We start from the raw sequence: 13,989 nt of genomic DNA, 5'->3' as shown, positions 1-13,989 counted from the left end.
GCGGCTTTATGTCCATATTGTCGAAACGGGAGGGGGCAGCCGTTGCGGCTGGGGATCATAAAAAATTTTTTTGTTTTCATGTATAAAAGACGAAAAGGGAGGAAATGAATAATAGCGTAACGTTTCCAGGTATTCCCCCGATCCCCTATGAATATATATTAGGCCCTCCGGTTTCGGAGGGCCGCTTTTTTGGCATAATAAAAACCCCCTGCCTATTAAGCGCGCTTAATATGACAGAGAGCTTTTGCAATGAACCGCTACAGACGCTTGGCTCCGACATATCTTGTTTTCCAATAGCTGCTGTTTAAGCTGTCGATTTTGACACCACGGGAAACGGCATGGATGACTTGATTGTTCCCAATATAGATGGCAACATGGGAGACGCCTTTTGTCTGTTTCGAAGTGTCAAAAAACACCAAATCCCCTGGCTGCAATTTCGATTTATGTACGTATTTTCCTTTTTTATACATTTCTTTGGACGCGCGCGGCAACGTGACGCCGACTTTTTTATGGGTATAGTAAACAAATCCGGAGCAGTCAAATCCTTTTGGCGTTGTGCCGCCATACCGATACGGAGTGCCGACCAGTTTTTTGGCCTCGGCGATCAGCCTCGTCTTGTTGGCGGCTGCGTCAGAACTGGGAGTGCTTACAAAGAAGCAGGAAAAAAGAACGATGAATGCTACAGAAACAAGAGTGAGCCATTTTTTCATTTTCCCGAACCCCCGACAAAATCATTTTCCATTCGACGTTGTTTGATTACAGTATAACAGAGGAAAACAGTCTTGTTTTTTACAGTTGAATTAAATAATGTTACAGTGTGATTACAAATATATATAAGTTGCAATAAAGATTTTCCGATTGTTCGATTCTGTTTTCCTTCATAACAAGTCATTTTGATAGAATGCAGCGGGCGCTCTACTGGATGTAAAACAAAGTTCCAACTTATATATATTTCGTGGCAGCGCCAGCGACTGACTACAATCGGAACGGCCGCATCGACGGCGAAAAGGAACAAGCGGTTCCACCTGGGACAGTTTACCGCCGCCATTTTCCAGAGATCGAAGAGGCGTTCCACGGCCGGTTTGCGATGGAACAGCATCCGACAACGGATGAATGGGGAAGGAGCATTCAAAGAAAAAAAGATGTCATCTTGCCGGCGATCATCCGCCTCGGGCATAATATAGGTGTCAAAGTGTTGGCCGAAGGGGTCGAAACGGAGACCGAAGCGGCCTATTTGCAAGGAAAACGGTGCGATGAGGCGCAAGGCTACTACTTTTCCCCACCGCTTCCGTATGATGAGTTTGTTCGCTTTTTGAAAGAGCAGCATGCGAGGCGGCGGGCGCAGGAGTTGACGTGAAATGGACGGATTTTGGCGCATCGCCGAGGAGAAAATTCGCGAGGCGATGAAAAACGGCGAGTTTGACAACTTGCCCGGCTTCGGCAAACCGCTTGAGATTGAAGACCTTTCCCGCATTCCAGAGGAGCTGCGGCTCGGGTATTTGTTGCTGAAAAACGCCGGCTATGTGAGGGAAGAAGCGGAGTTGCGCAAAGAGCTTTTGACGCTCGAGGACTTGCTTCGTTGCTGCGAGGATGACGAGAAAAAGCAGGAACTTACGAAAAAATGGACGGAAAAACAGCTTCGTTTTTCCGAACTGATGAAAAAACGGCAACCGGCAAACTCGAAGGCGCTGCGCGACTATGGGCGGCGTATTGAAGAGAAATTTCGCTAAACGTTTTTTTTCAACTCACATTTCGCACCTTGAATAAAAATTCAAAATAAACCTGATTTCATCGAATAAAAATTAGTTATTTTACAATATCTGTATAAAAGTTTATTTTTATGCGAATATTTTGGTCATTTTTTGTATATTATGCAAAGGTTGCGAAATATGAGTTTCAACATGAAGGGGAGGACCTCGTTTTTGTAGGTCTTCCCATTTTTTATGCAAGGATATCCAAAAAACGGGGAAAATAGGGGAGGAGTCAATGGTTGGAAAGGAGGCGGCGCGAAGAAGAGCAAAAGCGGATGATGAATCCCAGCTGTCTAGTCGTGGGTGAATGGTGAGTGAAAGGAAAAGGAGTGAACATCGTGAGAAACGTATGGATTGCCTTTTTTGCTTCACTCATGCTGGCGATACCGTCATGGGTGGCTGCCGGCAGCCATAAAGGAGAGGCAGCCGATGTGCATCTGCCGGTCGGCCATATGTGGGAGCACGACAGATTGGATGAGCAAAAGTGGATGGAGATGGTTCAAACGTATACGCCTGAACAGGCAGATGAATGGAAAAAAGTGCTCGACGAGCGGAACGCGTTGCGTCAGCAGTTGAACGATGAGAACGTGAAACAGGCCATTAAAGAAAAGTGCAAAAAGATGAAAAAAGAGCGTGAAGCGGCGCTTGACCGGCTCATCGATCAGCTGGCCAATAAAAAAATCACCAAAGAACAGTTTAAACAAGAGCTGAAACAGTTGCATAAAATGAAACGGTGGATGACGAAAGAAGAAAAACAACAGCTTCATCAGCTTCATGAACAAACGAGGCAAGCGATGGAGAACAATGATCAGGAGGCCATGAAAAAACTGCTCCCGCAATGGCTTGAGCATATGAAAAAGAAAAATGAACGGTTGGCGAAATGGCTTCAAGAAGTGAAACAAGGATGATATAATGAAGAAAAAGGCCGTGTTTGATGCACGGCTTCTTTTTTTACTTTTTGTTGTCAGCCAAGGCAGGCGGTCGGGGAAGATTGCGCCTGTTTGTGCGCAGAAACCGACTCAGTCTGCCTGATGGATGCCGGAATGGAGGGTTGCGCCGTGGGGTATCCGATTGTTCTTCATGTGCGCGGCCGCCGCGCGGTCGTCGTTGGCGGCGGGAAGGTGGCGGCGCGGAAAGTTTACGGTTTGCTCGAAGCAGAAGCGGACGTTGTGGTAATCGCCCCGGAGGCGGTGCCGGACATTGAAGCGCTCGCGGCCAAAGGAGAGATCGTTTGGCGTAAGAAAACGTTCGCTGAAGACGACTTGGCAGGAGCGTTTCTTGTCATTGCGGCGACAAACGACCGGAATGTGAACGAAGCGGTGGCGCAAGCAGCAGCGCCCGGCCAACTCGTAAATGTCGTGGATGACCCGAAACGGTGTGATTTTCACGTTCCCGCTGTCATCCGCCGCGGTCCGCTCACCATTGCCGTGTCGACCGGGGGGGCAAGTCCGGCGCTTGCCCGCCGCATCCGCCGCGAGCTTGAGGAGAAGTATGGTGAAGAGTATGAGCCGTATCTTCAGTTTTTGCAGAAGGCCCGCGATATCATTTTGCGTGAGGTGGCGGACGATGCCGCACGAAAGCGGCTGTTTCGGGCGCTCGCTGCTGAGTCTTTCCGGCAGCGGGGCCGATGGGATGAAGAGTTGGCCCAGCTATTGGTGAACGAAAAAGAACGAAACGGGGAAAGAGGGAAAGAGCCATGAACATTCCGATGTATATTGTCGATGCGTTCACTGACCGGCCGCTTTTTAGTTGTACAACGGAAGTTGATAGCTGGTTCAGCGGCTCGGCGGGGTTTCGGTGAACGCGGAAACAAGGTGTCCTCATCGGGATGGACACCTTGTTCAAGGCGGGTTAGGCAGGTCAATCATCCCAACGGTACGTCCAAAACCGCTCCGTTTTGAGCCAGGCAAGCGCATCGCCGCGTTTGGAGGCTGCCTGCATCAGCCCTTCGGTTTGCGAACGGTGGGCGCGGATGGCGGCCAGCTTCGTCTCGATCACCGGGCTGACATCGCGGATGACGTCTGGCTGGCCAAGATCTTGTTCACAGTTTTTCGCAAACGCCACACAATGGACGGTCGGCCGTTCTTCTTTCGGCCAGCGCGTCAAGGCGCTGATGACTGCAGCGCCGCATGCATCGTGGTCAGGGTGAACGCTGTAGCCGGGGTAAAACGTGATGACGAGCGACGGGTTTGTTTCTGCCACGATGGCGGCAATCCGGTCAGCGAGTTCGTTTTCATCCTCAAATTCGACCGTTTTGTCGCGATACCCGAGCAGGCGCAAATCGCGAATGCCGAGAACGCGGCACGCTTCTTCCAGCTCCTGCTTGCGGATGAGCGGAAGCGTTTCGCGGTTGGCAAACGGGGGCACGCCCATGTTTCGCCCCATTTCCCCAAGGGTCAGGCAGGCGTACGTCACCGGTGTGCCGCTTTGCACATGCTGGGCGATGGTGCCCGAAACGCCAAACGCCTCATCATCCGGGTGGGGAAACACAACAAGTACGTGTCGTTCCTTCATCGCAAGCCCCTCCTTATGCGAACGGCGTGTCGCTCAGCTCAAGAGCGACAGCCAGTTTCCCTTCGTAATCGTGTCCGGCCAACAACAATTGTCCTTCGTTCGTCCATTCCCAATGGGTCAGCCCTTCGGCGTACACCCAGCCGATTTGAAGCTTCAGCCCGACGCGGTACGGACCCGGGCCGGTGATTTTGCCGCGGGTGAAGCGGATGCGGGCGTTGCGGATGTAAGCGCCGGCGGAAAAGAATCGTTCGTTATGATGAGAGGCGTACGCCCCGTTCGTCGTTTCCAAATGGATGTATACGTCGCGATTGGCGAAGCGATCCAACGCCTCTTGAACAGCGGCGGCGTCAATCGGCTGCACGCGGGGTCCCTCCTTTAGCTGTTTTCTATTATTGTACATGACCAAGGCATAGGAACGGAAATATTTCGTCTTTCATTGTATAATGAAGAACGGACACAGCTTGGACTCATCCGCACCTGAGAGGCGTTGAACAACGATTCAGCGAAAGGAAGGGTGAGGAGAAATGGGGTTTCAAGGCAATGGTGTCACGATGCTCAATTTTGACGGCACTTACCGGCCGCAAAAGCGATTGTTCCGCTTTCCGCACGAATGGATCGATCTGTCGGATGTGCCGGAGACGAATTTGTATTGCAGCGGGGAGGCTCTCGCCGAAATCGAACGGCGGCTGCGCCGTCGGCGGATGCGCGGAGCGGTTTTAATCGGGAACGGCAACTTCCATTATGTGAGCTATTTGCTCATAAAGGAGATGAAAGAGCCGTTTACGCTCGTCTTGTTTGACCATCATACCGATGCCGAAGGGGGGAGCGACCGCCTCATTTCATGCGGCTCGTGGGTCGCTTACGCACTCGGACATCCGCAGCTGCAAAAAGTCATCATTGTTGGTCCGTCATGTTCTCCAAGCCATCTTCGTTTATCTCCAAAGATTACAGTTCTTCCTTTCGATGATCACGATGAATGGCCGACGGCGCTTTTGAACGCTATTCCGACCGGGAGCGTCTATATCAGCATTGATAAAGATGCGCTGCGCCGCGAAGACGCCGTGACGAACTGGGATCAGGGGATGATGCCGCTTTCCCGGCTGCTCGCTTGTTTGCGCCTTCTGCTATTCTATAAAAAAGTGCTCGGCGTGGACATATGCGGGGAGTACCCGCAAGCGGCTGTCGATGTATTCCATCCGTTTTGCCGTGAAGCGCAGCAAAAAAATGAGCGTGCGAATACGGCCATTTTGGAGACGTGTTTTCAATATGCGGCGCCGCATTTGCGGCCGGCTTAAGCAGGACGGATGGTGATCCCGCTTTTTCATTGGTGGAAAGAGCGCTTGGCGGCAGACGGACAACGTCTGCGCTGGGAATAGATCCAAGCGGTGCAACAGTCAAATGCCGCTTCCGTACACAATGCGGAACTTAGTTTCGTCAGGGCGGACGGGGCGCGGCTCAACGTGCATGCGGGAAACTTTGGCAAACATCGTGCCGGCTTCAATCGTATCCAAAAACAGTTGGAGCGCGCTTTCATGCCCTTGGGCTTCCATCTCCACCGTCCCGTCATCGTTGTTTTTCACCCAGCCGGTCAGCTGGCGTTTGAGCGCTTCGTGTTGGACGAAATAGCGAAACCCGACGCCTTGCACGCGCCCTTCGACCATGACATGAACCCGTTTCATCATGATGAAGCCCTCCTTCGCTGCGGTCGCTTCGCTTCCATCATACCATGAAAAAAGGAGCTTGTCTGCTCAAGCTCCTTTTTTCGCTGCCGACAGCGCCTGCACCTGTTGTTGAATGAGCGTTACAAGCCGCGGATGATACCCTAAGTACGAGCATAAATGCCACTGTTGATCGGAAACAGGCATCGCTTGCAGCTTCCGTTCGACTGTTTTCATTAAAACGCCGGTAAACAGCAAATACGGCACGATAAAGACGCGCCGGTATATGGATGCCTGCGCCCGCTTGAACCCTTCGTCAAGCGTCGGGCGGATGGCGGCGAGAAAACAAACGTCAACGTGCGGCACGCTCGTTTTTTCTTGCAAGCGCCGGGCGATGGCGGCGATGTCGCGCTTCGTATCCGGGTCGCTGCTGCCTCGGCCAATCAGCAGAACCATTGATTCATGATCAAGCGGCGCCGGCTGCTCGCCGATGCGGTCGATGATGATGTCAATCATTGCATCGTGGACGCCAAACGGCGCTCCGCAGACGATCTCCAAAGACGGATGGCGCTGTTTCGCTGCTTTAAGCGCAGCCGGAATGTCCTGTTTGGCATGTCCGGCGGATAGAAGCAGCAACGGGATGACGATCACACGGGTTGCCCCTTGGGCGGCGCAACGGTCAACGCCGGTCGCAATATCCGGCTCAGCCAGCTCAACGAAGCACAGTTCTTGAATCGGGATGTCGATGGCCGCCTTGCATTGTTCAACGAAGCGGGCTGCTTCTCGGCGCGCAGCCGGAACCCGGCTGCCGTGGCTGACGTACAAAATGGCTTCCATCGCCATTGCCTCACGAGGTGGCGCCGGCGGCTGCCGATGATGACAGCAACCGCTCAAACCATTGAATGTTGGCGCGCAGCCGGACGACATCCCCGATGATGACCATGCTTGGATTTTCGATGCGTTCTTTGGCGGCAATAGCGGCGATTGTCGCCAGCGTGCCGGTGACCGTGCGCTGGATGGGGGTCGTTCCCCACTGAATGATCGCCGTCGGCGTATCCGGCGCCTTGCCGTATTTCATCAGCTGGCCGCAAATGTATGGCAAATTGTGGACGCCCATGTAAATGGCGATCGTATCAATGCCTTTGGCGAGGCTTTCCCACTTAATGTCTTCGCGGGTTCCGTCGCGGCGATGCCCCGTGACAAAGGCGACGCTGGAGCTGAACTCGCGATGGGTGACAGGAATACCGGCGTAAGCGGCCGCCGCGATGGCCGATGTGACGCCAGGGACGATCTCAAACTCGATCCCGTGCTGAACGAGCGCTTCCGCCTCTTCACCGCCGCGCCCGAACACAAACGGATCGCCGCCTTTTAAACGGACAACTGTTTTTCCTTTTTTTGCATGCAGAACGAGTGAACGGTTGATCGTTTCCTGCTGCATAGCATGGTAGCCGGGCAGCTTGCCGCAAAAAATGAGTTCAGCGTCTGGCTTGGCATACGCCAGCAAGTCTTCATTAATGAGGCGGTCGTACAAAATGACGTCGGCTTGTTGAATGCATTTCAACCCTTTGACGGTAATGAGTTCCGGATCGCCGGGGCCGGCCCCGACCAAATATACTTTCCCCATCGTTGTTTCAGCCCTTTCTGTCGTGATCCCGTCAGCTGCCGGCAGCAGCGCAAACGTTCCGTTGACGGGCGTATTGATTAACCATTAAAAACCAGTTGATATCGCTCTATTCCTAGCTTTTCTGCCGTAGTCGGCAAGCAGTTCGCTTGCCGTGCCGACTGGGCATGCGTACAGCATGCCCTCCTCGAACAATGAACGCTTTGCAGGCAAATGACATTTGCCCGCCGGCGTTCTTGTTCGTGGGAAGAGGCAGAAAAGCTTGTGTTCAGCCATATGATTCTGTGTTTTTAAGTAAAGTAATGGATAATCAACACTCGTGTTCCGTTGAATTTCATTGTAAACGGCCTGGCCGTGGCATGAAAACGACTTTGTAAAATCGTCTCCCACTCTTTTTTCGAGTGGGAGACACGGTATCGTTAATGGGTTTCCGATGCGGGGATGAATCCGCGCTCCCGCAAATACGCGAGCACTTGCTCGACACATTCGTCCACCGAATAACGATGCGTTTCGATGGTCAGCTCCGGCGCTTCCGGCGCTTCATACGGAGAATCGATGCCGGTGAATTCGCGGATTTCCCCGCGGCGCGCTTTTTGATACAGCCCTTTCGGATCGCGCTTTTCGCATTCTTCAAGCGGGCAATTGACGTAAATTTCGATAAACTCGTCTTCTTCGACTAAGCGGCGGACGAGCGCCCGGTCTTCGGCAAACGGCGAAATGAATGCCGTTAACACGAACTGGCCGCTGTCGACAAACAGTTTGGCGACTTCGCCGATGCGGCGGATGTTTTCTGTCCGATCGGCGGCGGAAAAGCCGAGGTCTTTATTGAGCCCGTGGCGGATATTGTCGCCATCGAGAACGTAATTTTGAATGCCAAGCTCAAACAGCCGTCTGGAGACGGCGTTCGCCACCGTCGATTTGCCGGAGCCGGACAGCCCCGTGAACCAAAGGACGGCGCTATGATGGCCGTTGCGTTGGCGGCGATCTTCTTTTGTCACCGATGTATGATGCCAAACGATATTCGTGCTCATCTCGCTCCTCCTTTAGCGTGTCGACGGGGTGACCGTTTCGCGTTCTTGCAGCCCTTTGATCAAAACGGCGGCCACTTCCGGACGGCTGAATGTGCTCGGCGGCACTTGGCCGTTGCGCAACATTTCACGGACTTTCGTGCCAGAAAGGACAACGTGATATTGCGCGTCGTGCGGGCATGTTTTCGTCGATGCCATGCCTTCGCATTTCGTGCAATAAAAGCTGTGTTCGAAAAAGAGCGGTGTAATGCCAAGCTCTTCGGCCGTAAAGTTCGAGAAGATTTTTTGCGCATCATACGTGCCGTAATAGTTGCCGACGCCCGCATGGTCGCGGCCGACGATGAAGTGCGTGCAGCCGAAGTTTTTCCGCACCATGGCATGGAAAATCGCTTCGCGCGGACCGGCATAGCGCATCGCAGCTTGGAAGACGCCCAAGAAAACGCGGTCTTTCGGATAATAGTTTTCCAGCAGCACTTGATAGCTTTCCATCCGGATGTCGGCCGGAATATCGTCCGCTTTCGTTTCGCCGACGAGCGGGTTTAAAAACAAGCCGTCCACGATTTCAAGCGCGCATTTTTGAATGTATTCATGGGCGCGGTGAACCGGGTTGCGCGTTTGGAAGCCGACGACGGTATTCCAGCCGAGTTCGGCAAATCGTTTCCGCGTTTCGGCCGGATCGAAATAAAACGGAGCAAACTGGCCTTTGTCGGTCCGTTTGACGAGCGTAACCGCTCCGCCGACGTACACATCTGGTTTTTCAAACAGCTTGCGCACGCCCGGGTGAGCGAGTTCATCGGTTTTATAGACGAGCTTGGCTTCTTTCGTTTTATCCGGGCGGTAAATATCGGCGATTTCAATGACGCCGTAGACGTCGCCGCCATAAACGAGTTTCGCTTTATCGCCGACAGCGAGTTCACTCGCTTTTTCTTCCGTCACCGCCAGCGTGATCGGAATGCTCCAGACAGTGCCATCAGCGAGGCGCATCGTTTCTACGACCGCATCGTAATCGGCTTTCGTTAAAAACCCGGTGAGCGGGCTGTAGGCGCCTGTGCCGATCAGCTCAAGGTCGCTTAGTTCGGCTTTGGACAGCTCGATCGTTTTCGTTGCTTCATCGATTGGGTAATCCGGATTCCAACGGTTGATCAATGTGCCGCCATGCGGAATGCTCAAACTCATGTTCATAACCTCCTAGATTGATAGATGTTCATTAAATGCCGCCGCCATGTTCATGAAGCGAACGCTCTTCTTCGGCGACTGTTTTTTTTAAGCTGATGACGCCAAGCGTCGCCAGGCAGACGCTGAAGATGGCAATCACCGTGTAAACATCGCTGTCAAGCAACAGTTTCACAAGGCTGTACGAAATGACAAGGGAAAATATTGGCGAAACAAACCACACTTTCAACAGTTGCACGACAATCCGCTTTTGCCAAATCGACATCCCGCTTTTCGCCGTGCCGATGCCGATGATCGCCGATGTCGTAATCTGCGTAAGCGGAACAGGCAAACCAAACAGCGACGAAATGATGACGAGCACGGCTCCCGTGCCGGAAATGGCGCTTCCTTCAAACGGGGAGAAGTTTGTAATTTTCTTTCCGTTTGTTTCTAACACGCGATGCCCAAGCAACAGGGCGCCGGCAGCGACAAACAAGCCGCCGAAGATAGTTGCCGGCCCGACCGCCATCAGCCCGGCGCCGACGAGCGGCCCGACGGCATTGGCCACATTGTTCATGCCGGCGGAAAACGCCTCGAGAAAGCCGGTGACAACGAGCAAGGCCATGAATGTTTTTTGCCAGCGCCCTTGTTCAAGCTGCGGATATTTTCGCTTGAGCGCCAAAAACCATTTGCCGACAGCCAGCGTAAACGAAAAGGCGACGATCGGGATCACGATCCATACCGACACGATAAACAGCAGCTTATGAAAGTACAACGCCTGATAGGCGATGCCAACGCCGACGACTGATCCGACGGTGATCTCGCTCGTCGAGAGCGGAATGCCCATGATGTTCGCCGCAAAAAGTGAAATGGCCGCCGCCGTTAAAATGATGACGACGATTTTGACGGTGAGGATCGAAGACGGAATAATGCCCGACCCGATCGTTTTCACTACTTCTCCGCCGCCGAGGCTGCCGAGAAACACGCCGATGCCGCAAAGAAGGAGGGCCATCGACTTTTTCGGAATGGCGCCCGACCCGTACGCGACACCCATCGAGGCGGCCGCGCCGTTCGCCCCGATGTTCATGGCGAAGAAAAAGGACACAATAAAGGCAATGGCAAGGAGCATATCGTTGTTCTCCCCTTATGTGAGATGGAGCCCGCACTCCGTTTTCCCCTGGCCGGCCCAGCGCCCGGAGCGCAAATCGTTCGGATCCGATGCCGGCGCTGTGCACGGGGCGCAGCCGATGCTCGGGTAGCCCCGGTCATGGAGCACGTTGTACGGAAGACCGTGTTTATATACGTAATTCCAAACGTCTTTCCACGTCCAATGAATGAGCGGGCACACTTTAATGGAGCGGAATTTGTCGTCTTTATTGATGTACTCGACATGGCGCCGCGTCGGCGACTGTTCGCGGCGCAAGCCGGAAATCCAGGCGGTGACTCCGGTCAAGACTTCCCGCAGCGGAATGACTTTGCGCAACTCACAGCATTTGTTCGGATCGCGTTTCCATAGTTCATCGCCGAACTGTGCAGCCTGCTCCTCCAGCGTCAAGTGCGGCTGTTTCATCACGATGCGGAGCGACGGGTATTTTTCCTGTACGTTCGCGATCGTGTCGTACGTCTCTTGGAAATGCAGCCCTGTATCCAAAAAGACGATTTCCGCATCCGGCTTGACTTGGGAAATCAAATCAATGAGCACAATCCCTTCAATGCCGAAACTGCACGCATAGACAATGTCATCGCCGTATTCGCGGTACGCCCAAGCAAGGACAGCCAACGCCCCTTTCGTTTCATCATCGGACGGAAAAGACGGTTTTTCGGCCGTTTCCCATTGGTCATATGTGAGCATCGTTTCCCCCTCCTTAAAAACAAAGAAAATCAACATAATTAGTCGGATATTCATCCGGCAACGGGCAGCCTGGCGATAAAAACGCCCCTTCCATTTCGGAAAGAGCGGAAGAACGAGGGACGCCTTATCTTCCAAAATGGATCCCATTTTGCTGGAATTAGCACCTTGCCAAACGCGGCAGGTTGCCGGAGTTCATCGGGCCAGTCCCTCCCCCGCTCTTGATAAGCGTATGTAATTTATATTGATTAAAATTTTAACACAATTGGCGCTAATGTCAATCCTAGTTTTTCGATAGGAATTTTTTTATATACATAGGCAGCTTCGCGATGCTTCCATCCGGTGACGGAAGGAGAGGATTACCGCTTGCGCAGGCTTCCGAGCTCCTCAACAATGGCCTGTATTTCGCTTGGACTGAACGTTTCACGCTTCATGACCATGTCGTAAATGTCTTTCAGTTCGTCATACCATGCCTCGGAAAAATGGGCCGGCTTAATCGCATCAAAATTGAGCACTTTTAATTTTTTCTTCAGCTGTTCAACGATATATTCGACGTTTTCTGCGGACGGTTTCGATAAATCCATGGTTTCGCTCCTTTCGTGGCAGGTTATCATGTATTGTACCACACCGGCGGTGAAAAAGGGGAGAGGCAATATAGTCCGCGCCAGCGTTAGGTGGTAAAATATAGGTGCATGTGCACGAGCTGCTAGAAAGCGGCTATCAAGCGCTTGGATGAAAAGGGAAAACTAATGCCAAGAAGACGGGATGGAAAGGAGTGGCTGCTTCGATGGTCAAAGTGTTGTTTGTTTGCCTCGGCAACATTTGCCGTTCGCCGATGGCGGAAGCGGTATTCCGTCATTTGGTGAACGAACGGGGGCTTGACGGACAGATTGTCGTTGATTCAGCGGGAACGGGCAGCTGGCATGTCGGGGAGCCGCCGCATGAGGGGACAAGGCGGATTTTGAGTGAAAACGACATTGACTATTCCGGCATCCGCGCCCGGCAAGTCGGGCGCCGCGACTTGGAGGAATTTGATTACATCATCGCCATGGACGCCGCCAATTTGAGCGATTTGCGCCGGCTCGCCGGGCCGAATTCGCCGGCGGTGATCGCCCGGCTGCTTGATTTTGTCCCGGATCGGGAAAAAGACGATGTGCCGGATCCGTATTATACCGGGAATTTTGCCGAAGTGTACCGCCTGATTCGTTCCGGCTGCGAGCATTTGCTTGACGCGATCGTCCGCGATCATCGGCTGGCCCCTAGGGAAAGAAAATGATGAAAAAACGGAAAAGGAGGGCGACCCGTGTTGGTGGATATGACGTTCATCCGCGAGTTGGCCCGGCGCTTTACAGAGGATGAAGTTCCGCGGCTGTCGGCGGAATTGGCGTATTACTTTCTGTTGTCGTTGTTTCCGTTTTTATTGTTTTTAATGACGCTGCTGGCTTACTTGCCGATCCCGCACGAAGATGTGCTTATGCTTGTGCGGCAGTATGCGCCGAAAGAAGCGCTTCATCTGATCGAGACGAATGTCCACCGTCTGATGGATGAGCAAAACGGAAAGCTGCTGTCGTTAAGCATTATCGGCGCCATTTGGTCGGCATCGAACGGCATGAGCGCCATTATGCGGGCGTTCAACCGCGCATATGACGTACAAGAGGACCGTCCGTTTTGGGTTGTGCGGGGCCTGTCGATTGTGCTGACGCTCGGGATGATCGCGGTCATTATCGTTATGCTTGTATTGCCGGTATTCGGGCGGATGATCGGGTTGTTTTTGTTTTCCACCCTCGGGTTGTCGCAGCCGTTTTTGACGATATGGAACACATTTCGCTGGGTGACGAGCGTGATCATCTTGTTTGTTGTTTTTACCGCCCTTTATTATTTTGCCCCGAACAAACAGCTGCGTTGCGTCAATGTCGTGCGCGGCGCTTTGTTCGCCACCGCCGGCTGGATTGCGACATCATGGGCGTTTGCCTATTATGTCAACCATTTTGCTGACTATACAGCCATGTACGGAAGTCTCGGCGGGATGATTGTGCTGATGATTTGGTTTTATTTATCGGGCATGATTCTCGTGTTAGGAGGGGAAATGAACGCCATTTTCGATTGTGAACGTGAAGGAAGAAAGCGGCTCCGTTGATGTGCATAAATGCTCCGCAAACCGGATAACGTAACGATGCGGGGGATTTTGATACAGGGGGGATTGCGATGACGAAGCACACGAAAAAAGACGGGGGTACGAAGCAAAAAGGGAAAAACAGGCCGAAACATAAAACGAGCGGCAGCGCCAACGGCCAAAACGGCTATCATTAGAAAGAGGCTGACCCAAAACGCGAATGCGTTTTGGGATCAGCCCCCACTTTTTTGCCTCAAATATAGAAGAATCGCCCTTTTTTCTGGTAGAATAGAGTCACCAAAA

The 13,989-nt window shown here is 52.8% G+C and carries 17 protein-coding genes, 1 pseudogene and 1 riboswitch; of the genes and pseudogenes, 7 read left to right on the top strand and 11 right to left on the bottom strand.

Translation table 11 applies throughout. The features are described from left to right. Positions 1-257 precede the first annotated feature (257 nt). Entirely contained in the window at positions 258-710 is a 453-nt protein-coding gene (locus CV944_RS08435) for a C40 family peptidase (RefSeq protein WP_049626124.1), read from the bottom strand. A gap of 416 nt (positions 711-1,126) precedes the next feature. On the opposite strand from CV944_RS08435, the pseudogene CV944_RS08430 reads away from it, so the two are divergent. The 4 genes and pseudogenes from CV944_RS08430 to CV944_RS08415 form a co-directional block, all read left to right on the top strand. Continuing rightward, positions 1,127-1,357: pseudogene (locus CV944_RS08430) on the top strand (EAL domain-containing protein); the annotation flags it as partial. 1 nt (position 1,358) lies between these two features. Continuing rightward, the gene (locus CV944_RS08425; RefSeq protein ID WP_033013933.1) at positions 1,359-1,730 is read left to right on the top strand and encodes a DnaJ family domain-containing protein; all 372 of its coding nucleotides are present in this window, start codon (positions 1,359-1,361) and stop codon (positions 1,728-1,730) included. Between the two features lie 359 nt (positions 1,731-2,089). Next, positions 2,090-2,659, top strand: a complete 570-nt coding sequence (locus tag CV944_RS08420; RefSeq protein WP_100664064.1) for a PX domain-containing protein — start codon at positions 2,090-2,092, stop codon at positions 2,657-2,659. Positions 2,660-2,809: 150 nt separating this feature from the next. After that, positions 2,810-3,451 (top strand): precorrin-2 dehydrogenase/sirohydrochlorin ferrochelatase family protein, encoded by a 642-nt coding sequence (locus tag CV944_RS08415; protein WP_033013936.1) that lies wholly within the window; start codon positions 2,810-2,812, stop codon positions 3,449-3,451. A 160-nt stretch (positions 3,452-3,611) separates the two neighbouring features. On the opposite strand, the gene bshB2 is transcribed toward CV944_RS08415, so the two are convergent. Further along, complete coding sequence (bshB2, locus tag CV944_RS08410; protein ID WP_033009572.1) at positions 3,612-4,265, bottom strand: bacillithiol biosynthesis deacetylase BshB2; 654 nt, start codon at positions 4,263-4,265, stop codon at positions 3,612-3,614. Between the two features lie 13 nt (positions 4,266-4,278). Further along, positions 4,279-4,626, bottom strand: coding sequence for a YojF family protein (locus tag CV944_RS08405; protein WP_025949074.1), 348 nt, complete (start codon positions 4,624-4,626; stop codon positions 4,279-4,281). Between the two features lie 163 nt (positions 4,627-4,789). Here CV944_RS08405 and CV944_RS08400 point away from each other — a divergent pair, with 163 nt between their 5' ends. Continuing rightward, positions 4,790-5,560: an arginase family protein gene (locus tag CV944_RS08400; protein WP_095858856.1), complete on the top strand. Its 771-nt coding sequence runs from the start codon at positions 4,790-4,792 to the stop codon at positions 5,558-5,560. Positions 5,561-5,659: 99 nt separating this feature from the next. Here CV944_RS08400 and CV944_RS08395 read toward each other — a convergent pair whose 3' ends face one another. The 8 genes from CV944_RS08395 to CV944_RS08360 all read right to left on the bottom strand — a co-directional run bounded on the left by CV944_RS08395 (position 5,660) and on the right by CV944_RS08360 (position 12,157). Continuing rightward, positions 5,660-5,944 (bottom strand): acylphosphatase, encoded by a 285-nt coding sequence (locus CV944_RS08395; protein ID WP_033009595.1) that lies wholly within the window; start codon positions 5,942-5,944, stop codon positions 5,660-5,662. Between the two features lie 69 nt (positions 5,945-6,013). Beyond that, positions 6,014-6,760, bottom strand: coding sequence for a sirohydrochlorin chelatase (locus tag CV944_RS08390; RefSeq protein ID WP_033009575.1), 747 nt, complete (start codon positions 6,758-6,760; stop codon positions 6,014-6,016). 10 nt (positions 6,761-6,770) lie between these two features. Next, positions 6,771-7,547 (bottom strand): uroporphyrinogen-III C-methyltransferase, encoded by a 777-nt coding sequence (cobA, locus tag CV944_RS08385; protein WP_050368201.1) that lies wholly within the window; start codon positions 7,545-7,547, stop codon positions 6,771-6,773. A gap of 416 nt (positions 7,548-7,963) precedes the next feature. Then, positions 7,964-8,575, bottom strand: a complete 612-nt coding sequence (gene cysC, locus CV944_RS08380) for an adenylyl-sulfate kinase (RefSeq protein ID WP_047817773.1) — start codon at positions 8,573-8,575, stop codon at positions 7,964-7,966. A gap of 12 nt (positions 8,576-8,587) precedes the next feature. After that, the gene (gene sat, locus CV944_RS08375; RefSeq protein WP_033009578.1) at positions 8,588-9,748 is read right to left on the bottom strand and encodes a sulfate adenylyltransferase; all 1,161 of its coding nucleotides are present in this window, start codon (positions 9,746-9,748) and stop codon (positions 8,588-8,590) included. Between the two features lie 31 nt (positions 9,749-9,779). Next, a complete protein-coding gene (locus CV944_RS08370; RefSeq protein ID WP_100664063.1) occupies positions 9,780-10,853 on the bottom strand; it encodes a sulfate permease in 1,074 nt (357 codons plus the stop codon). Positions 10,854-10,868: 15 nt separating this feature from the next. Further along, complete coding sequence (locus CV944_RS08365; RefSeq protein ID WP_033009598.1) at positions 10,869-11,576, bottom strand: phosphoadenylyl-sulfate reductase; 708 nt, start codon at positions 11,574-11,576, stop codon at positions 10,869-10,871. A gap of 121 nt (positions 11,577-11,697) precedes the next feature. Continuing rightward, positions 11,698-11,804: riboswitch (SAM riboswitch) on the bottom strand. 128 nt (positions 11,805-11,932) lie between these two features. Then, positions 11,933-12,157, bottom strand: coding sequence for a DUF1128 domain-containing protein (locus tag CV944_RS08360; protein WP_033013939.1), 225 nt, complete (start codon positions 12,155-12,157; stop codon positions 11,933-11,935). Between the two features lie 203 nt (positions 12,158-12,360). Between CV944_RS08360 and CV944_RS08355 the strand changes: the two genes are divergently transcribed. Together CV944_RS08355 and CV944_RS08350 are read left to right on the top strand one after the other, a co-directional pair. Next, positions 12,361-12,849 carry a low molecular weight protein-tyrosine-phosphatase gene (locus CV944_RS08355; RefSeq protein ID WP_033009583.1) on the top strand — a complete coding sequence of 163 codons (489 nt, stop codon included), beginning with the start codon at positions 12,361-12,363 and terminating at the stop codon, positions 12,847-12,849. 39 nt (positions 12,850-12,888) lie between these two features. Next, positions 12,889-13,710 (top strand): YihY/virulence factor BrkB family protein, encoded by an 822-nt coding sequence (locus CV944_RS08350; RefSeq protein ID WP_276521832.1) that lies wholly within the window; start codon positions 12,889-12,891, stop codon positions 13,708-13,710. The last annotated feature ends 279 nt before the right edge of the window (positions 13,711-13,989 follow it).

The sequence above is a fragment of the Geobacillus sp. WSUCF-018B genome, assembly GCF_002809985.1.
In the GTDB taxonomy this organism is placed as follows: Bacteria; Bacillota; Bacilli; order Bacillales; family Anoxybacillaceae; genus Geobacillus; species Geobacillus thermophilus.
This window is presented reverse-complemented; position numbering and strand designations above follow the sequence as displayed.